The organism is Streptomyces sp. NPDC050528 (assembly GCF_044457795.1).
Taxonomy (GTDB): Bacteria; Actinomycetota; Actinomycetes; order Streptomycetales; family Streptomycetaceae; genus Streptomyces.
This window is the reverse complement of record NZ_JBITHH010000014.1, coordinates 165,454-182,548: the sequence shown is the minus strand read 5'-3', so window position 1 is coordinate 182,548 and position 17,095 is coordinate 165,454. Positions and strand designations below refer to the sequence as shown.

At 71.4% G+C, this 17,095-nt stretch carries 18 protein-coding genes and 1 pseudogene; 3 read left to right on the top strand and 16 right to left on the bottom strand.

Features of this window, described 5'->3' with window-relative positions; all coding sequences use genetic code 11:
• Positions 1-14: 14 nt before the first annotated feature.
• Positions 15-944 (top strand): transketolase family protein, encoded by a 930-nt coding sequence (locus ACIBK4_RS40030; RefSeq protein WP_399003225.1) that lies wholly within the window; start codon positions 15-17, stop codon positions 942-944.
• A gap of 50 nt (positions 945-994) precedes the next feature.
• Here ACIBK4_RS40030 and ACIBK4_RS40025 read toward each other — a convergent pair whose 3' ends face one another.
• The 10 genes and pseudogenes from ACIBK4_RS40025 to ACIBK4_RS39980 all read right to left on the bottom strand — a co-directional run bounded on the left by ACIBK4_RS40025 (position 995) and on the right by ACIBK4_RS39980 (position 10,080).
• Complete coding sequence (locus tag ACIBK4_RS40025) at positions 995-2,302, bottom strand: MFS transporter (RefSeq protein WP_399003223.1); 1,308 nt, start codon at positions 2,300-2,302, stop codon at positions 995-997.
• Positions 2,303-2,687: 385 nt separating this feature from the next.
• Positions 2,688-3,053, bottom strand: a complete 366-nt coding sequence (locus ACIBK4_RS40020) for an MmcQ/YjbR family DNA-binding protein (RefSeq protein WP_399003221.1) — start codon at positions 3,051-3,053, stop codon at positions 2,688-2,690.
• A gap of 162 nt (positions 3,054-3,215) precedes the next feature.
• A pseudogene (locus ACIBK4_RS40015) lies at positions 3,216-3,728 on the bottom strand (GNAT family N-acetyltransferase); the annotation flags it as partial.
• 14 nt (positions 3,729-3,742) lie between these two features.
• Complete coding sequence (locus tag ACIBK4_RS40010) at positions 3,743-4,327, bottom strand: helix-turn-helix domain-containing protein (RefSeq protein ID WP_399003219.1); 585 nt, start codon at positions 4,325-4,327, stop codon at positions 3,743-3,745.
• A 35-nt stretch (positions 4,328-4,362) separates the two neighbouring features.
• The gene (locus ACIBK4_RS40005) at positions 4,363-5,265 is read right to left on the bottom strand and encodes a LysR family transcriptional regulator (RefSeq protein ID WP_399003217.1); all 903 of its coding nucleotides are present in this window, start codon (positions 5,263-5,265) and stop codon (positions 4,363-4,365) included.
• 153 nt (positions 5,266-5,418) lie between these two features.
• On the bottom strand, positions 5,419-6,612 hold the full coding sequence (locus ACIBK4_RS40000; RefSeq protein WP_399003215.1) for a glycine C-acetyltransferase: 1,194 nt from the start codon (positions 6,610-6,612) through the stop codon (positions 5,419-5,421).
• A gap of 86 nt (positions 6,613-6,698) precedes the next feature.
• Positions 6,699-7,727, bottom strand: coding sequence for an L-threonine 3-dehydrogenase (gene tdh, locus ACIBK4_RS39995; protein ID WP_399003213.1), 1,029 nt, complete (start codon positions 7,725-7,727; stop codon positions 6,699-6,701).
• Positions 7,728-7,880: 153 nt separating this feature from the next.
• Positions 7,881-8,249 (bottom strand): YybH family protein, encoded by a 369-nt coding sequence (locus tag ACIBK4_RS39990; RefSeq protein ID WP_399003211.1) that lies wholly within the window; start codon positions 8,247-8,249, stop codon positions 7,881-7,883.
• Between the two features lie 15 nt (positions 8,250-8,264).
• Entirely contained in the window at positions 8,265-8,978 is a 714-nt protein-coding gene (locus ACIBK4_RS39985) for an SDR family NAD(P)-dependent oxidoreductase (RefSeq protein WP_399003210.1), read from the bottom strand.
• Positions 8,979-9,153: 175 nt separating this feature from the next.
• Positions 9,154-10,080: a LysR family transcriptional regulator gene (locus ACIBK4_RS39980; protein WP_399003208.1), complete on the bottom strand. Its 927-nt coding sequence runs from the start codon at positions 10,078-10,080 to the stop codon at positions 9,154-9,156.
• Positions 10,081-10,213: 133 nt separating this feature from the next.
• Here ACIBK4_RS39980 and ACIBK4_RS39975 point away from each other — a divergent pair, with 133 nt between their 5' ends.
• Positions 10,214-10,507 carry a muconolactone Delta-isomerase family protein gene (locus ACIBK4_RS39975; protein ID WP_399003416.1) on the top strand — a complete coding sequence of 98 codons (294 nt, stop codon included), beginning with the start codon at positions 10,214-10,216 and terminating at the stop codon, positions 10,505-10,507.
• A 30-nt stretch (positions 10,508-10,537) separates the two neighbouring features.
• The gene (locus tag ACIBK4_RS39970; RefSeq protein ID WP_399003206.1) at positions 10,538-11,764 is read left to right on the top strand and encodes a YbfB/YjiJ family MFS transporter; all 1,227 of its coding nucleotides are present in this window, start codon (positions 10,538-10,540) and stop codon (positions 11,762-11,764) included.
• Here ACIBK4_RS39970 and ACIBK4_RS39965 read toward each other — a convergent pair whose 3' ends face one another.
• The 6 genes from ACIBK4_RS39965 to ACIBK4_RS39940 all read right to left on the bottom strand — a co-directional run bounded on the left by ACIBK4_RS39965 (position 11,765) and on the right by ACIBK4_RS39940 (position 16,709).
• The gene (locus ACIBK4_RS39965) at positions 11,765-12,373 is read right to left on the bottom strand and encodes a TetR/AcrR family transcriptional regulator (RefSeq protein WP_399003204.1); all 609 of its coding nucleotides are present in this window, start codon (positions 12,371-12,373) and stop codon (positions 11,765-11,767) included. It lies immediately after the preceding gene.
• Between the two features lie 23 nt (positions 12,374-12,396).
• Positions 12,397-12,972, bottom strand: a complete 576-nt coding sequence (locus ACIBK4_RS39960; RefSeq protein ID WP_033281765.1) for a GAF domain-containing protein — start codon at positions 12,970-12,972, stop codon at positions 12,397-12,399.
• 60 nt (positions 12,973-13,032) lie between these two features.
• A complete protein-coding gene (locus ACIBK4_RS39955; RefSeq protein ID WP_033281764.1) occupies positions 13,033-13,650 on the bottom strand; it encodes an ATP/GTP-binding protein in 618 nt (205 codons plus the stop codon).
• Entirely contained in the window at positions 13,628-13,999 is a 372-nt protein-coding gene (locus tag ACIBK4_RS39950) for a DUF742 domain-containing protein (protein WP_019062160.1), read from the bottom strand. The genes ACIBK4_RS39955 and ACIBK4_RS39950 overlap by 23 nt, the downstream gene beginning before the upstream one ends.
• Before the next feature lie 2 nt (positions 14,000-14,001).
• The gene (locus ACIBK4_RS39945; protein WP_366430094.1) at positions 14,002-14,436 is read right to left on the bottom strand and encodes a roadblock/LC7 domain-containing protein; all 435 of its coding nucleotides are present in this window, start codon (positions 14,434-14,436) and stop codon (positions 14,002-14,004) included.
• 77 nt (positions 14,437-14,513) lie between these two features.
• On the bottom strand, positions 14,514-16,709 hold the full coding sequence (locus ACIBK4_RS39940) for an ATP-binding protein (RefSeq protein ID WP_399003201.1): 2,196 nt from the start codon (positions 16,707-16,709) through the stop codon (positions 14,514-14,516).
• Between the last annotated feature and the right edge of the window lie 386 nt (positions 16,710-17,095).

Below are 17,095 nucleotides of genomic sequence, written 5' to 3'. Positions count from 1 at the left end.
GAGAAAGGCTCTCCATGGACACCATGCGTGACCGTTTCGCCCCGGTCGTCTCCCGGCTGCTCGACGAGGACCCGCGGGTCGCGGTCGTCCTCGCCGAGATCGGCAAGGACGGCTTCGCGGACGCCCAACTCCGGCATCCAGAGCGGGTGATCAACGTCGGCATCCGCGAGCAGCTCCTCATCGGAGCGGGCGCGGGACTCGCCCTGACCGGGATGCGGCCGGTTGTGCACACCTTCGCGAGCTTCCTCGTCGAGCGGCCCTTCGAGCAGGTCAAGTTGGACCTCGGGCACCAGGACGTCGGCGCGGTCCTGGTGAGCGCCGCGGCCTCCTTCGACTGGCCCGCCGGCGGGTTCACGCACATGGCTCCGGGCGATGTGGCCCTCCTCGACACCCTGGACGGCTGGACCGTGCACGTCCCGGGCCACCCGGACGAGGCCGAGACCCTGCTACGGCACGCGGTCGCCGCGGGCGACGACAAGGTCTACGTACGGCTGTCCGTCCAGGCGAACGCCGAGGCACTCCCGGTCGACGGCGCGCGCTTCCTCACCGTCCGAGAGGGCCGCTCCGGTGTGGTCGTCGCCGTCGGGCCGATGCTCGACACCGTACTCGCCGCGACGGAGGGCCTCGACGTCACCGTCCTGTACGCCACGACCGTCCGCCCCTTCGACGCGGACGCGCTGCGCGCCGCCACACGGCAGGCCGGGACGGACGTCGTCCTCGTCGAGCCGTATCTGGCGGGCACCTCGACAACGGCCGCGAATGACGCGCTCGCCGACGTCCCCCACCGTGTGCTCGGCCTGGGCGTCGGATGCGCCGAACTCCGGCGCTACGGCACCATCGCCGAGCACCTGGCCGCCCACGGCCTCGACGCGCGGACGCTGCGCGAACGGATCGGCGGCTTTGTACGAGGAGCAGGCGACGGCCGGGTGGCGGTGCAGGGCTGAGGGCCCGGGCCTACGACAACGCCCGACACCGGCAGCCGTAGTAGTCGCCGTCAACTCTCCTGCGGGCAGGCCCGTTCACGTATCGCCGCGTCGCTCGGAGCACCCGGGGTACTCAGGGCCGCCGGTATCGCGTCGGCGCGTATCAACCCGCGTATGGCCGGTACCAGGAGCAGAGCGGTCGGCACCATGAAGCTCGTCGCGGCCGAGACGAGGAGCACCTGGTCGGTGCCGAGTGCCGCGGCGGCGGGGCCCGCCAGAGCCTGGCCGACGGGCATCATCGCGAGGGAGCCCGCCACGTCGTACGCGTGGATGCGGTTGAGGACGTCCGGGGGGACCTGGGTCTGGACGGTGGTCGCCCACATCACGCCCCAGAAGGACATCCCCACCCCGGCGACGGCGGCGCCGGCCGCCATGGCCGGTACGCCGAGCCCCGCCCCGACCGTCGCCGGGAAACCGGCGAAGGCGAAGAGGGCGATCGCCCCGGCCCGGAGCATACGGCGGGGGCGCAGCCGCAGGGCGAGGAGTCCGCCCAGGACGGTGCCCGCGCCGAGGGCGGAGTTGATCAGGCCGTAGGCGCGCGGGCCGTGCTGTTGTACGACCTGGGTCGCCACGAGGGGGACGGTCGGGCCCCAGACGGCGATCATGTAGAGGCACCAGACGGCGATGACTCCCCAGAGCCAGGTGCGTGCTCTGAACTCCCGCCAGCCCTCGACCAGATCGGCCTTGAAGGCGCCCGAGCCGTGCCCGGGTTCGCGGCTGCCGGGCGCGAGCGGGGGCAGCCGGAGCAGCAGGAGGCAGAGGGCGCTGACCGCGTAGGTGGCGGCGTGGGCCGCGAACACGCCGCCGGGCGAGGTGAATCCGACGAGGAGACCCGCGACGGCCGGGCCCGCGAGTTGGGCGGCGGACTCGGCGATGCGTATCGCGCCGTTCGCGCCCTGGATGTCGGAGGCGAGTCTCGGCACCGTGCTCGCCACGCCGGGCTGGAACACCGCGCCGGCAACGCCGTTGACGAAGCCGATCGCGCAGATCTCCCAGAGCACGACATGGCCGGTGAAGAAGAGTGCGGCGGCGAGGGACTGGGTGCCCAGGCGCACCAGGTCGGCGCCGATCATCAGTTTGCGGGTGCTGAACCGGTCCGCGATCACGCCGCCGAAGACGACAAGACCCGCGAACGCGGCGGCCGTTGAGGCCATGGCGAGGCCGACCGCGCCCGCGCCGTACCCGTGTTCCAGGAGACCGGCGGCGAGGGCGACCGGCAGCATGGTGTCGCCGAGGCGGGCGACGGCGCGGGCCACGAAGAACAGCGCGAAGTCCCGTGACCAGACGGGCCGTTCGCCACCCCCACGGCCACGCTTCACCGGCCTCGCAACCGCGCCGGCACCTCCTCGGGCCACTTCTCCGGCAACGATGTCATCGCCGTCACCCTCGGCTCCGCCGACCGCCCCGGCCGATCCCGATTTCGATCCGACCGATTTCGATCCCACCGGTGTGGATCCGACCGACTCCGACCCGACCGGCTCCAACTCCGCCCCGCGCCCGGTCCCCTCCCGCGCCGGATCCGACGGCATCCCGGTAGTCATCCCCCTCCGCTCCCTCCTCCGACCGCCGCCCCCGAAGCGCCCCGCCGGTGTTCATGACATCCCACTCGAAATCGTTGCTGTGGGAGCCGGATCCCCCTCCGTCCCGGCTCCCACTCCCGCTGTCGGATGATGCCACGCACCACTGACAACGCCCGAGGGAATTTCAGTCCCCGGACCCGGCCGGGAGGCCCAACTCGGGGTAGGTGTCGAGGAGTCGGGGCGGGGCCGCCTGGCGCCAGGAGTCGGCGAGGATGTCACGGAGCTCCTCCTCGCTGTCCAGCGCGGCGAGGCGGGCCCGGACCCAGGCGAAGCCCGCCTCGTGGTCGGCGATCCAGAACTTCTCCGGTTCGGCCAGGACCAGTTCGTCGCGCTCCTCCTTGGGGCAGCGCACCGCGATGGAGGTCTCCTCCTCGGGCACGGTGACGAACATCTTCCCGGCGACCCGGAACGTGGGCATGTTCCAGGCGACCTTCTCCGTCGTGTCCGGGAGGGAGAGGGCGATACGGCGTACGTCTTCAGCATCCGGCATGACTCGCAAGATAGCGGCTGCCACTGACAATCACCTGGTGGGAGTGCCTGCCCCCAAGTCCGCCTCGCCGCCCGTCCTCACATCCGCCCCCGCCCCCACGCCCACGCCCACGCTCACCCCCGTACTCGCACTCGCACCGGCACCCGCTGCCCCGCCGCCCTCCCCCACGCGCTTGTAGTAGAGCGTCGTAGGCCGCAGCACTCCGGCCGGGCTCGCCGCGTAGTCCGGGATCACGCCGGCCCGGGTCCAGCCGGTCGAGCGGTACAGGTGCTCGGCGGGACTGTCGGTCTCGGTGTCGAGGTGGAGGAGGGTGATGCCGGCGGCGACGGCCGCGTCCTCGGCGACGGTGAGGAGCCGACGGCCGAGGCCCTGCCCCCTGGCCTCCCGGTGGACCATCAGCTTGACCAGTTCGGCGCGGTGGCGGCTGTTGGGTTTGTCGGGGAAGGCCAGGCTCACCGTGCCGACGACCCGGTCGCCGCTCAGCGCCGCCCACACGGCGAGCTGCCCGGCGGCGACACCGTCGGCACGCTCCCGCCACCAGTCGACGGCCGCGGCCCGGCCGAGCGGTGCGAGGAAGCCGATCGAGGCGCCGTCGTCCACGGTGTCGGTCAGCAGGTCGGCCAACTCATCGACGGCGGCGAGCAGTTGAGGCACGTCCAGGACCCGCACAGTCACCGTCACATCCGTGTTCACGGCAACACCACCGCCAAGACGTAACGCACGTCGTCAGGACCCGCGCACCGGAACCGCGTCGGCCCCCACACCCGCAACCGCAGACAGTCACCGGCGTCGAGATGGTGCTCGACGTCCTGGGCCGTCACGTCGAGGGCGCCCTCCAGGACCCAGATGTGCTGTTCCAGGCCGGGCACGGGCGGCCGGTCGTAGGCGAGGTCGGCGCCCGCGCGGAGCCGGCCCTCGACGAGTTCGCCGCGCAGGCCGGTGTGCGGGGGCGACACGGATCGTCGTACGAAACCGGAGGTGCGGTCCTCCCACACCGGTTGCTCGGCGGCGCGGACCAGGAGGGCGGGCTCGGCCTCCACCTCGCTGAGGAGCTGGGACATGGTGCGGCCGTAGACGCCGCACAGGCGGTTGAGGAGGGAGGCGGTGGGGCTGATCTCGGCGCGTTCGGCACGGGACAGGGTCGAACGGCTCACCCCGCTCCGCTCCGCCAACTCCCCCAGGGACCAGCCGTGTTGGGCACGCAGCTCGGCGAGCCGGACGCCGAGTCGGACGTCCACCGGGTCGAGGGTCGCCACTGTTTCTTCTGATCTCACATCCGGGACGGTATCCCGAATATGAGACGACGAGGTTACGTCCGGGCCACTTCTTCCAGGGCGTCCAGGACCGGACGGATCAGCGGGTGTTCCTCCGTGCCGCGTCGGACGGCGGCGAAGACGCGGCGGGTCGGGGCCACTCCGTCGACGGGGCGGACCACGACGCCCGTCAGGTCCATGCCGCGCAGGGCCGAGCGCGGGACGAGGGCCACGCCCGCGTCGGCCGAGGCGAGGGCGACCACGGCGCGGAAGTCGTCGGAGGAGTGTTCCAGACGGGGCTGGAAACCCGCGTTCTCGCAGGCCAGGACGACGACCTCGTGGCAGGGGTTGCCGGGGTAGGGGCCGATCCAGGGGTCCTTGGCCAGGTCGGCGAGGGGGACCTCGTCGGCGTCGGCGAGGCGGTGGGTGACCGGGACGACCGCGTCGAACGGCTCGGCGTAGAGCGGGACATGGATCAGACGCGGGTCGTCGGCGGGCGGCGCCCCGCGATACTCGACGGCGACCGCGACGTCCACCTGCCGGTCCAGCACCATCGGCAGGCTGGCGTCGCCCTCGGCGTCCTGGACGCGGATACGGATACCGGGCGCGAGGCGTGAGAGACGGGTCACCGCGGGTGCTACGACCTGTGCGATACCGGTCGCGAACGCGGCGACGGTGACCGTGCCGGCCGCGCCCGAACCGTACGCGGCGAGCTCCGCCTCGGCCCGCTCCAGCTGGGCCAGGACCACATTGGTATGGCTGAGCAGGATCTCACCGGCCGGCGTCAGCCGTACCCCCTTCGCACCCCGCTCGACCAGCCGATGCCCGGTCTCCTGCTCCAGCGCGGCCAACTGCTGCGAGACCGCCGACGGCGTGAGATACAACGCGGCGGCCGCCGCCGTCACGGTGCGGTGGTCGGCCACCGCACGGAGAATATGGAGCCGCCGCGCTTCGATCATGGGACCGATTATCGCAATATGTCCGAGGGTGCGGACGAACGCGGGGCGGTCTTGGGTGCGGGGCGGGGTCTAGGGGCCGAGGCCGGGTCCGGGTCGACCGAATCAGGCCCTCCAGTTCGGCCCACCGGCTCCGCCCTCACCATCAACCGCCCCTCACCCCTCCAGCTCAGCCCGCGCAGCGACAAACGCCTCCACCGCCCGATCCACATCCTCCGTAGAGTGCGCGGCGGACAGCTGGACCCGAATCCGGGCCGCACCCTGCGGCACCACCGGATACGAGAAGCCGATCACGTACACGCCCCGCTCCAGCAGCAGCTCCGCCATCCGTCCGGCCACCGCCGCGTCGCCGATCATCACGGGGGCGATCGCATGGTCACCGGGAAGGATGTCGAAGCCCTCCTCGGTCATCCGGCGGCGGAACAAGGCGGTGTTCTCGGCGAGTTGGACCCGCAGGTCGTCCGCGGACTCCAGCAGGTCGAGCACCTTGAGGGAGGCCGCGGCGATCACCGGAGCCAGGGTGTTCGAGAACAGGTACGGTCGGGAGCGCTGGCGAAGGAGCGCCACGATCTCCGCGCGGGCGGCGACGTAACCGCCGGAGGCGCCGCCCAGGGCCTTGCCGAGCGTGCCGGTGATGATGTCGACGCGGTCCATGACGCCGTGCAGTTCGGGGGTGCCCCGGCCGCCGGGGCCGACGAAACCGACGGCATGGGAGTCGTCGACCATGACCATCGCGCCGTAACGGTCGGCGAGGTCGCAGATGTCGCGCAGCGGGGCGACGTAACCGTCCATGGAGAAGACGCCGTCGGTGACGATCAGCTTCCTGCGCGCACCCGACGCCTCCTTCAACTGCCCTTCCAGATCGGCCATGTCACGGTTCGCGTACCGCAGCCGGCGGGCCTTGGAGAGACGGATGCCGTCGATGATCGAGGCGTGGTTGAGGGCGTCGGAGATGACCGCGTCCTCCGGGCCCAACAGGGTTTCGAAGACACCGCCGTTGGCGTCGAAGCAGGAGGAGTAGAGGATCGTGTCCTCCTGGCCGAGGAACGTGGAGAGGCGTGCCTCCAGCTCCTTGTGGACCTCCTGCGTGCCGCAGATGAAGCGTACGGACGCCATGCCGTAGCCCCATCGGTCGAGGGCGGCGTGGGCCGCGGCGACGACCTCGGGGTGGTCGGCGAGGCCGAGGTAGTTGTTGGCGCAGAAGTTGAGGACCTCGCCGGGACGGCCGCCCGCGGTGACGTTCACCGTCGCGGACTGCGGCGAGCCGATCACGCGCTCGGGCTTGTGGAGCCCGGCGGCGCGGATCTCGTCGAGGGTGGTGCGGAGGTCGTCGCGCACGGAGTCGAACATGGGGAAAGCTCCTAAAGTTCCTTCGCCGAAAGGGAGTTACGCGGCTCAGCAGGGAGATACGCGGGCCGGCAGGGGCCGGCAGGGAATTACACGGTCCAGTCCAGGATGACCTTGCCGCCCTTGCCGCTCGCCGCGTCCGCGAACGCCGCCTCGAAGTCACGGTGCCCGTACCGGCCGGTGATCACCGGCGCGAGGTCCAGACCGCCCTCCAACAGGACCGACATCGCGTACCACGTCTCGAACATCTCACGGCCGTAGATGCCCTTGATGGTGAGCATCGAGGTGACGACGCGGGACCAGTCGACCGGGAACTCCTCGGCGGGCAGGCCCAGCATGGCGATACGGCCGCCGTGCGTCATGTTGGCGATCATGTCGCGCATGGCCTCGGGGCGCCCTGACATCTCCAGGCCGATGTCGAAGCCCTCACGGAGTCCCAACTCCCGCTGACCGTCGGCGATCTGAGCCTCCGTCACGTTCAACGCCAGACTCACGCCGATCTTGCGGGCCAGGGCGAGCCGTTCCTCGCTCACATCGGTCACTACGACGTTCCGCGCACCGGCGTGCCGGGCAACTGCCGCCGCCATCAAGCCAATGGGGCCCGCACCGGTGATCAACACGTCCTCGCCGACGAGCGGGAAGGACAACGCGGTGTGCACGGCGTTGCCGAACGGGTCGAAGATCGCGGCGACATCGAGGTCGACGGGGACGCGGTGCACCCACACATTGGCGGCCGGCAACGCGACGTACTCCGCGAACGCCCCGTCCCGTCCGACGCCGAGCCCGACCGTGGCCCGGCACAGGTGACGGCGCCCGGCGAGACAGTTGCGGCACTTGCCGCACACCAAGTGGCCCTCGCCGCTGACCAGTTCACCGACGGCGATGTCGGCGACGTCCCGGCCCGTCTCCACGACCTCACCCACGAACTCGTGGCCGAGCACCAGCGGCGTACGGATCGTCTGCCGCGCCCAGCCGTCCCAGTTCCGGATGTGCAGATCGGTGCCGCAGATCCCGGTCCGCAGGACCTTGATCAGTACGTCGCCGGTTCCGACGGCGGGCTCCGGCACGTCCGCGAGCCACAGCCCGGGCTCCGCCTTGTCCTTGACCAGCGCCTTCAACGCAACGGCTCCTGAGGGTGAGGTCCCGGGCGCGGGCACGCCGAACGAGCCCGTTCCGGGGGTGGGGTGGATTCCGCTAGCAATCTGCCCCACCGGGGCGCCCGGGTCCATCGAGGTTTTCTTAAGCCGTGCCGCAGCTTTGCTTCACAGCTGTCAGAGCCGTGACACCTGGTAGTGGGCGATGGACCATCCCTCCGCTCCGCGCTTCACCAGCACCGCGAGCTTCACGTCGACCGGCGACCGGTCCGTGAACGTGAACTCCGTGTCCAGATAACCGAGTACGAGGTCCTCGGCGTATCGCCGGGTCTCGACGATCTCGAACTCGGCCTTCATTCCCAGGGGTTGGGAGTCGTAGTACTCGGCGATTCCCTGCCGGCCGACGCTGTAGGGGTGCAGCCCCTGGAAGATCGCGTCCTCGGTGAAGAGCCGGGCCACCTCCTCCGGTTCATGCGCGTCCACGGCCGCCTTCCAGGGGTCCAGGACACCGCGCAGGACGAGTTCGTCGTCGTTCGAGCTGTTCATCTCCGTCGACCTTTCTCAGTGACCGGCGCTCATACCGCCGTCGACATGCAGGATCTCGCCGGTGACGAAGGGGGCGTTCTCCAAGAACACCACGGCGTCGACGATGTCGCTCACCTCGCCCATCCGGCCCACCGGGTGCAGCGCGGCGAGGCCCGCGTGGGTCTCCTCCGGGTGCATCGGGGTGCGGATGGTGCCCGGCGACACGGCGTTGGCGCGGATGCCGCGCGTGGCGTACTCGATGGCGAGGGACTTGGTCGCGGACTGCAGCCCGCCCTTGGTCAGCGAGGCCAGGGCGGAGGGGACGCGGGCGTCGGCGTTGTCGACCAGGCTGGTGGTGACGTTGACGATGTGGCCGCCGCCCTGGGCGAGCATGTGCCCGATGGCCAGTTGGGTGATCCGGAAGAACCCGGTCAGGTTGATGCCGAGCACGGTCGCGTAGTCGTCGTCCGTGTAGTCGGTGAACGGCTTGGCGACGAACACGCCCGCGTTGTTGACCAGCGTGTCGACGCGGCCGAACCGCTCGATCGCGGCGGCGACGACCCGCTCGGCGGTCGCCGGGTCCGCGATGTCGCCCTGGACGGTCAGCACGTCCGCGTCGTCGGCCGGGGCGATGGTGCGCGAGGTGGCGACGACGGCGTAACCGAGCTTGCGGTAGGCCTCGACGACGCCGGCTCCGATGCCCTGCGAGGCACCGGTGACGATCGCGACCTTCTGGGTCTGAGAGCTCATGACGACCTTCTCCGAAGTGGAAGCAGTGGATGAGGCGGTCCCGGTCGATTTCTACTAGCCGACCGGTCGCCTATTCGTGAAGGTATGCGTCCGGGAGCGGGGAAAGCAAAGGTCAGACAGGGTTTTCCCAGGACCGGAATCCTCGCTGCTGGGAGGCCTGTCCTCCCAGTGCACGTCAGCGGTGCGGGTCGCCCTCGGGCAGCCAGGCATCGGAAGCGTGGAGCCCGAGGTCGCCGACCCCGACGCCTTCGCAGAGCGCGTCCACGGCCGCGAGCACCCCGGTCCGCGTCTCGCCCTCGCGCCACACCAGCGACCAGGTCCAGTGGACGCTCGGCCCGACGATCTCGCGGCGCACCAGGTCGGACGGGAGTGAAGTGGTCTGCCCCTTGGGCGAGTTGACGACCGGGCGGCGGCTGCGGCGGACGTGGTCGAAGAACGCCGGGCCGGTGATCCCACCGTCGGAGATGGGCACGACCTGCGCCCCGGTGTCCTGCGCGAGCTGCTCGGCGTAGACATTCCACGACGACCAGGAATTGGTGTCGTCGTCGAGGAGCACGGTGGTGTCCCGGGCCCACACGTCACCGGTGTCGGTGCCCGGGGACACCGCGTACAGCCGGTCCGCGCCGAGCAGCCGGGCCCGCAGCCCGTGCCGCTTCAGGTCCTCGTCCCGTACCCAGCACACCGCGAGGTCCAGGCTGCCGTCCGCGACCCGGGCCGCCTGCGTGTGCGAGGGCGCGACCCACGCGTCGACATGCACCTGGGCGACCCCGGCGGTGCGCGAAGTCAGGTCGGCGGGAAGCCAGTTGACGTAACCGAGCCGGACCGCCTCCGAGCCCGCGAGCCGGCCGGCCCGGCGTTGGAGGTCGTCGGCGCGTTCCAGCAGGGCCCGGGTGTGCGGGAGCAGGGCGGCCCCGGCCGGGGTGAGGGAGACCGAGCGGCGGTCGCGGTCGAAGAGCCGTACGCCCAGGTCGCGTTCGAGGGCCTTGATCTGCTGGGAGAGGGAGGGACCGGCGATCAGGAGGCGGTCGGCGGCCCGGCCGAAGTTCAGCTCCTCGGCGACGGCGACGAAGTACCTCAGTTGGCGCAGCTCCACGTCCGTCATGCTACGCGGGCTGGGAGGCCGGGCCTCTCAGCAGGGAGCGAGCCTGTCGTGGCGCGCGGGCCGGTCACGGGCCACGATGAAGGCACAGAGACCCGGCACCCCGCCGTGCGGGCCCGAACGGAGCGAGATCATGCTGCGAGAGTTCCTGGTCGAGATCACCACCACGATCCCCGAGGGCGCCCCCCAGGAGGAGGTCGACCGGCGCCGCGCCGCCGAGGCCGTCCGCTCCCGCGAACTGGCCGCGACCGGCCATCTGGGCCGACTGTGGCGCCCGGTCGGCGAGCTGCGCAGCATCGGCGTCTGGCGCGCCGCCGACGAGGAGGAACTCCACGCGAAGGTGCTCGGCACGCTGCCCCTGCACGCGTGGATGACCTTCGCCGTCACCCCGCTGGAACCGCACCCGAACGACCCGGGCCATGCGGAGTAACTCACCCTGCCCGCAAGGGATTTCACCCCCATGAGCCCCTACGCCCCGGTCCCCGCACCCCGGGCGGAGGGCTCCCTCCCGTCCCCCTGGACCCACGTCGTGCGGGTCGCCGCCGCCCTCGCGGCGGGCATGGGCGTCGGCCGCTTCGTCTACACCCCGATCCTCCCGCTGATGCACACGCAGGCGGGACTCTCCATCGCAGCGGGCGCCCACCTGGCCACCGCCAACTACGTCGGCTACCTCCTCGGCGCCCTAGCGGGCACCCTCCTCCCCGCCCTGGTCCGCTCCCGCGCGGTCCTGCGCGCCTCCCTCGCCCTGCTGATCGGCACGCTGGCCGCGATGCCCGCCACCCACAGCACGACGGCATGGATCGCCCTCCGCCTGCTGGCAGGGCTGGCAAGCGCGCTGATCTTCGTGGTCGCCGTCAACTCGCTCCTCGGTCACCTGCGCAACCACCCTCCGCACCTGCCCGGTTGGGGCTTCGGCGGCGTGGGCGCGGGCATCGCGCTCTCCGGCCTGCTGGTCCTCGCCCTGCGCTCCGTCGCGGACTGGCAGGTCGCGTGGTGGTCCTCGGCCGCGCTCGCCGCAGCACTCGCGGCGGCCGCGTGGAATCTACGGCCCGAGATCCCGCCCGCACCCTCAACCGGCGCCCCCGACAAGGTGGTTGACCCTTGGTTCGGCGCGCTGTTCGTCAGCTACACCCTGGAGGGCGTCGGTTACATCGTCGCCGGGACCTTCCTGGTCGCCGCGATCGGGCAGAGCTCCCCGGGCTGGATCGGCAGCGGCGCATGGGTGCTCGTGGGCCTGGCCGCCGTACCGTCCTCCGCCCTCTGGGCGCGGCTCGGGCGCCGTTGGTCGCGGCCCGGGCTGCTCTGCGTGGCGCTGGTGATCCAGGCGGTCGGCATCGCGCTGCCCGCGCTGGTCGGCGGGGTGGCGGCGGCCCTGGTCTCGGCGGTGCTGTTCGGCGCGACCTTCATCGGGGTCAGCACGCTGGCCCTGGCAACCGGGGCGGAGCTGCAATTCCCGCGCTCCGTCGCCCTGTTGACCGCCGGCTACTCCGTCGGCCAGATCCTCGGCCCCCTCGCCGTGGCCCCGCTCCTGCACGACGGCTACCGCCCGGCCCTCCTCCTGGCCGCCGCGGTGGTCCTCGCCGCGGCCATCACGGCCGCCGTCCTGCGGACCGGCTTCCCGCGCCGTCGAGCGGTGGCGCTACGACTCTCCGCGCCCGCCCGGGACGTACGGACCGCCGGTCGTTGATCAGGCGGTACGGGCCCCGAGCAGGGCCAGGCAGTTGGCCCAAAGGGGGCTCATGCGCCCGGTGTTGTTGTAGAGCTTCGCGAACAGCACCTGGCCCTCCAGCTGTGCGACGACGGAACGCGCCGCCTCCCGGGGGTCGTTGACGGTGACCTGCCCCCGGTCGCGGGCCTCGCCGATGACCCCGGCGACCATCTCGACCTGGGCGTCGAAGATCTCCTGGAGCCGCGCGCGAACGGCCTCGGTCTGGTTGCTCATCTCCAGGCTGAGGTTGCCGAACAGACAGCCCAGCACGGTGCCGCAGCCCTGCTGCACGGCGTGCTGCCCGGCCTCCGTCTCCTCGAACAACTGCCGTAGCCGGTCCAGGGGTTGAGGGTTGCCGCCGCCTCCGCTCAGGATGCGTGTCCACTCCCGCCGCTGGTCCGCCCAGTGTTCGTCGACGACGGCCAGCGCGAGGGCCTCCTTCGAGGCGTAGAAGTAGTAGAAGCTGCCCTTCGGCACCCCGGCCGCCTTGCAGATCTCGGCCACGCCCAGCGCCGAGTAGCCGCGCGCCTCGAAGAGCGACCGCCCGGCGGCGAGGATCTTCTCTCCTGCGTCACTGGTCCTACCCATACGACAACTATACGACCGGTCGGCTATCCCCCGCCGAGCAGTTCGAGGCGGGCCACCAGCTCCGCCGCCGTCGACTTGATCGTCTCCAGGCCCGGCTTCCCCCACGGCCGGGGCTCCGTGTCGACGACACACACCGTGCCCAGCACCATCCCCGTGGAGTCGATCAGCGGCGCCCCCAGATACGAACGGATCCCGAACTCGTCGACGACCGGATTGCCCGCGAACCGCGGATAGTCGCAGACGTCCTCCAACACCAACGCCTTACGTCTGACCACCACATGGGGGCAGAACCCATAATCACGCGCCAACTGCCGTCCCACCTCGGGCTTGGCGTGCTCCCCTCCCGTGACGGGCCGGGGCAGTCCGACCCCGCCCGGAGTGTGCAGGCCGGCGAAGAACTGCCGGTTCTCGTCGATGAAGTTGACCATGGCGTACGGCGCGCCGGTCAGGTCGGCGAGATGGTCCGCGAAGGCGTCGAGCGCCGGGTCGGGGTGCGACCCCAGGCCCAACCCGCGTAGCCGGCGCCGCCGTTGAGGGGCCTCCTTGTCCTCGGGCGTGAGCAGCAGCCGACCGGCCGGACGCGGCGGGTCGTAGCTCATGGGCGAACTCCGTCCAGGTGGACGTATGGCATAGAGGAACTCCGTGGCGGTGTGCGGGAATCACATGTGGGCACCGTGGCTCGGCGCGTGCGCCGGGGCGTGGGCGATGAGGTGGCGGACGAGGGTCAGCAGGGTCTGGACGCCGGAACTGGAGATCCGGGCGTCGCAGCGGACGACCGGGATCCCGGGGTCGAGATCGATGGCGGCACGCACCTCCTCGGGGTCGTAGCGGTAGGAGCCGTCGAATTCGTTGATCGCGACGATGAAGCCGAGGCCGCGCTGCTCGAAGAAGTCGACGGCCGCGAAGCACTCCTCCAGCCGTCGTGTGTCGGCGAGGATCACCGCGCCGAGCGCGCCCTCGGACAGCTCGTCCCACATGAACCAGAACCGCTCCTGTCCGGGCGTACCGAACAGATAGAGCACGTGTTCCGGGTCGAGGGTGATCCGGCCGAAGTCCATCGCCACGGTCGTCTCGACCTTGTTCTCGATGCCTTCGAGATCGTCGGTCGCGGCACTGACCGTGGTGAGCAGCTCCTCCGTGCTGAGCGGCGCGATCTCGCTCACCGCGCCGACGAAGGTCGTCTTGCCGACGCCGAAGCCGCCCGCCACCAGGATCTTCAGGGCGGTGGGGAAGGGGTCGTGGCCGCTCTCGTAGTCAGAGCTGTCGTCGTAGTCCATCGAGCACTGCCTCCAGAAGAGACCGGTCAGTGGGGTTGTGGTGGAACTCGGGTGGCTTGGTGGTCAGCGCCCCGCAGTCGACGAGGTCCGACAGCAGCACCTTGGTGACCACCGCCGGCAGCTTCAGGTGGGCGGCGACCTCGGCGACCGAGACGGGAGCGCGGCACAGGTCGAGTGCCTGCGCGTGTTCGGGTCCGAGGTAGCCGAGGGGGGTGGCTCCGGTGGCCATCACCTGCGACAGGAGGTCGAGCGCGACGGAGGGCCGGGTCCGGCCGTTGCTGACCGTGAAGGGGCGCACAAGACGTCCGGCCGCGTCGTCCAACCAAGGCCCGTCGCCGGCCGTCGCCACGCTCAAGGCCTCATCGCAGGGGAATCGACGGCATGCTGCCGGGGCGCGGTCACGAGGTAGGGGCGGACGCTCTTGACCAGCATCGCCATCTCGTAGCCGAGGACGGCCGCGTCCGCCTCGCGGCCCGCGAGTACGGCGAGACAGGTGCCGGATCCGGCCGTGGTGACGAAGAGCAGCGTCGAGTCGAGTTCGACGACGACCTGCCGGACGTCTCCACCGTCACCGAAGCGGACGCCCGCGCTCCGGCCGAGGGAGTACAGCCCGGAGGCCAGGGCCGCCATGTGGTCGGCGCTGTCGGGGTCGAGCCCGTGAACCGACTTCACAAGCCCGTCGCAGGAGAGCAGGACCGCGCTGGTGGTGTGCGGCACGCGCTGCACGAGGCCGCTCATCAGCCAGTCGAGATCGGATACCTGGCCGGTCGGCGCATCGCTCGCCATGGTGGATCGACTCCTTGGGGTACGAAGGTCTGCGGGAGCGCTGGTGGGGGTGACAGTGGGGGTGGGGGCGTGCGTGGTCATCCGGCTGATGCGCTCCCGTCGTGCCGGGCGGTGAGGTCGTGGTCATGACCGGGCACATGCGCGTGCGCCTCGGATATGGGCGCCGCGTCCAGGCGGGGGGCGAGGGTGGTGTCCGGTGCCGTGGGCTGAGCGGTGTAGCGGTGCAGTGCGGTGTCCATGTAGCCGGAGCCCATGTGCGTTGCCGAGACATGCGGTTGCTCCAGGGAAGACGGCTCTACGGGGGACGGTTCCGGTGCGGACGGTTCCGCGTGGAGGGCGTTCACGTAGAGACCGCCGGTGTGGACGCCGTTGGTGTCGGCCCCGCTCAGGTAAGCCCCGCCCGTGTGGACCTCGCCGGTGTAGACCTCACCGGTGGACACGAACCCCGTGGGGGCCGCCTCGGTGTGATCCGACTCCAGGTGCGGTGACGCGGCCTCGGCGCCATCCGCCGGCGCCGCGGCTTCGGCCGCCTCCATGTGCTGCTGCGCCTCCGCGAGGCCGATCCCCCGTTGGAAGGCCGCCATCAGACCCGGGTCGTGGCCTGCGGGGTCCTCGGAGTCCTGGCGGGGAGCGGGGCCGTCGCGGAGCTGGGGTGCGATGTGCTCCTGGGCGCGGCGCCGGGGCAGTTGGGGCGGCTTGCCCATGGTGCCGCGCACCGCTCCGCCGCGCGGCACGGGCGGTCCGGTCACGTTCTCCGCCACGGTCCCCCGTTCGTCGGCCCTGATCCCGGGCACCGCCTCCAAGGGGTTGGCCCGCTCCGCATGGGCACCCCGCACGGGCAGCGGCACCGGCCCACTGCCGTTCGCGACGGGCGCTGCGGAGTCCCGCCGTTGATGCCGCCCCGGCGCCCCCGCCCCGCGCTGGTGCCGCCCCGACGCCCCCTGTCCTACGGCGAGTTGCCCCCCCTCGCTCCCACCCCGCCCCTGCGGAGCCTGCTGCGGCGGCACGAGCGGTTGCCCCCCGCCCAAGGTGTCCTGCGGCTGTCCTACGGCCCCGTGGGCGCCCGGCGCCGAGCCCAACAGGGCCTGTGGCACGACGAGTACGGCCTGCATCCCGCCGTAGATGTTGGTCTGCAGGCGGACGTGGATGCCGTGGCGGCGGGCCAGTTGGGAGACCACGAACAGGCCGATGCGGCCGTCGGCGAGGAGGCTGGCGACGTTGACCTGGTCGGGGTCGGTGAGCAGGGCGTTCATCCGGCTCTGTTCGCCGGCGGGCATGCCGAGTCCGCGGTCCTCGACCTCGACGGCGAGGCCCGAGGTGACGAGGTTGACGCGGAGCAGCACTTGGGTGTGCGGGGCGGAGAACACCGTGGCGTTCTCGACGAGTTCGGCCAGCAGGTGGATCACGTCGGCGACGGCGTGGCCGCGCAGGGTGCCGTCGATCGGCGGCACGAGTTTGACGCGGGAGTACTGCTCGACCTCGGCGATGGCGGAGCGCAGGACCTCGGTCATGGAGACCGGGTTGCTCCACTGTCTGCGGGAGACGGCGCCGCCGAGGACGGCGAGATTCTCGGCGTGGCGGCGGATGCGGGTGGCGAGGTGGTCGACGTGGAAGAGGCCCTTGAGCAGGTCGGGGTCCTCGATCTCGTTCTCCAGCTCGTCGAGGATGGAGATCTCCCGGTGCACGAGGGACTGCAGGCGCCGGGCGAGGTTGACGAAGACCTCGACCTTCTGTTCACTGCCCGCCTGGCTGGAGAGCTGGGACGCCGCGACGACGGCGGTGACGGCGCCGTCGTGCGCGTGTGCCAGGTCGGCGGCGAGCAGGTCGAAGTCGTCGGCGTCCCCCGGGGGCTTGGCGCGCGGCTTGCGTGCGGGCGGGCCCTCGCCGCGGCGCAGCGCCTCGACCAGGTCGCGCAGATCGGCCTCGCCGCGTGCGCTGCTGCGGCGCAGGGCGCCAATGCGGTCGCTGACGGAACTCGCGGCGCGGCCCGCGGCGACGGCGGCGATCAGGATGCCCGCGAGCGTCACCGAGGTGGCTCCGGCGAGCACGCCCCAGAGGGTGAGGCTGGTCCGCGCTCCGGTGGAGCGGACGGTGAACAGGACGGCCGCGCTGGCGCTCAGCGCGACCGCGATGGGCGGCAGCACGGCGAGACGCAGGAGCTGGGGGCGTATGTGCGTCTCGGGCAGTGCGGGCACGGGTCGGGCGGCCGGTCGCCCGTGCCGGCCGCCTTCACGGCGGTCTGCGCGTGCGGCCGGTGCACGGAGTTGAGACATCGGCGTCCTCGTACTGGTGCGTCGGGCCGGTTCGTTCGCGCGGGGTGCGCGAATCGGGCATACGCCATCACGGTGCCGGTCGAGAGAGCCGAAGAATTCGGCCCCGCGTCGCCCGACGGACACTGACAGTAGTCGTCAATACGTCAGGTGCGGTGGGCAGTTGACAAAGTCCCACGGGGAGCGTCCCGCTCTGGTATGAGGCTTCGTACGACAGACCGATAACCCCCTCGACCGCACGCCGAAGAAGGACAATAAATCGATCGCGCCTGATCGGAACCGGTCACGAACAGGCGTCGGGGGCCGGAGGGTTCGATACCCTCCGGCCCCTGACTTTCATCTCTCACCCACCCTCGGCCGAGCCGCAGGGGTGGTTTTCCGGGAGCCCG

Bases quoted from the DNA above. Each gene is read 5' to 3' on its own strand.
- ACIBK4_RS40030 (WP_399003225.1), top strand. From the start codon at position 15: ATGGACACCATGCGTGACCGTTTCGCCCCGGTCGTCTCCCGGCTGCTC.
- ACIBK4_RS40020 (WP_399003221.1), bottom strand. From the start codon at position 3,053: ATGCCGGATGCTGAAGACGTACGCCGTATCGCCCTCTCCCTCCCGGAC.
- ACIBK4_RS40005 (WP_399003217.1), bottom strand. From the start codon at position 5,265: ATGATCGAAGCGCGGCGGCTCCATATTCTCCGTGCGGTGGCCGACCAC.
- ACIBK4_RS40000 (WP_399003215.1), bottom strand. From the start codon at position 6,612: ATGTTCGACTCCGTGCGCGACGACCTCCGCACCACCCTCGACGAGATC.
- ACIBK4_RS39990 (WP_399003211.1), bottom strand. From the start codon at position 8,249: ATGAACAGCTCGAACGACGACGAACTCGTCCTGCGCGGTGTCCTGGAC.
- ACIBK4_RS39985 (WP_399003210.1), bottom strand. From the start codon at position 8,978: ATGAGCTCTCAGACCCAGAAGGTCGCGATCGTCACCGGTGCCTCGCAG.
- ACIBK4_RS39980 (WP_399003208.1), bottom strand. From the start codon at position 10,080: ATGACGGACGTGGAGCTGCGCCAACTGAGGTACTTCGTCGCCGTCGCC.
- ACIBK4_RS39970 (WP_399003206.1), top strand. From the start codon at position 10,538: ATGAGCCCCTACGCCCCGGTCCCCGCACCCCGGGCGGAGGGCTCCCTC.
- ACIBK4_RS39965 (WP_399003204.1), bottom strand. From the start codon at position 12,373: ATGGGTAGGACCAGTGACGCAGGAGAGAAGATCCTCGCCGCCGGGCGG.
- ACIBK4_RS39960 (WP_033281765.1), bottom strand. From the start codon at position 12,972: ATGAGCTACGACCCGCCGCGTCCGGCCGGTCGGCTGCTGCTCACGCCC.
- ACIBK4_RS39955 (WP_033281764.1), bottom strand. From the start codon at position 13,650: ATGGACTACGACGACAGCTCTGACTACGAGAGCGGCCACGACCCCTTC.
- ACIBK4_RS39945 (WP_366430094.1), bottom strand. From the start codon at position 14,436: ATGGCGAGCGATGCGCCGACCGGCCAGGTATCCGATCTCGACTGGCTG.
- ACIBK4_RS39940 (WP_399003201.1), bottom strand. From the start codon at position 16,709: ATGTCTCAACTCCGTGCACCGGCCGCACGCGCAGACCGCCGTGAAGGC.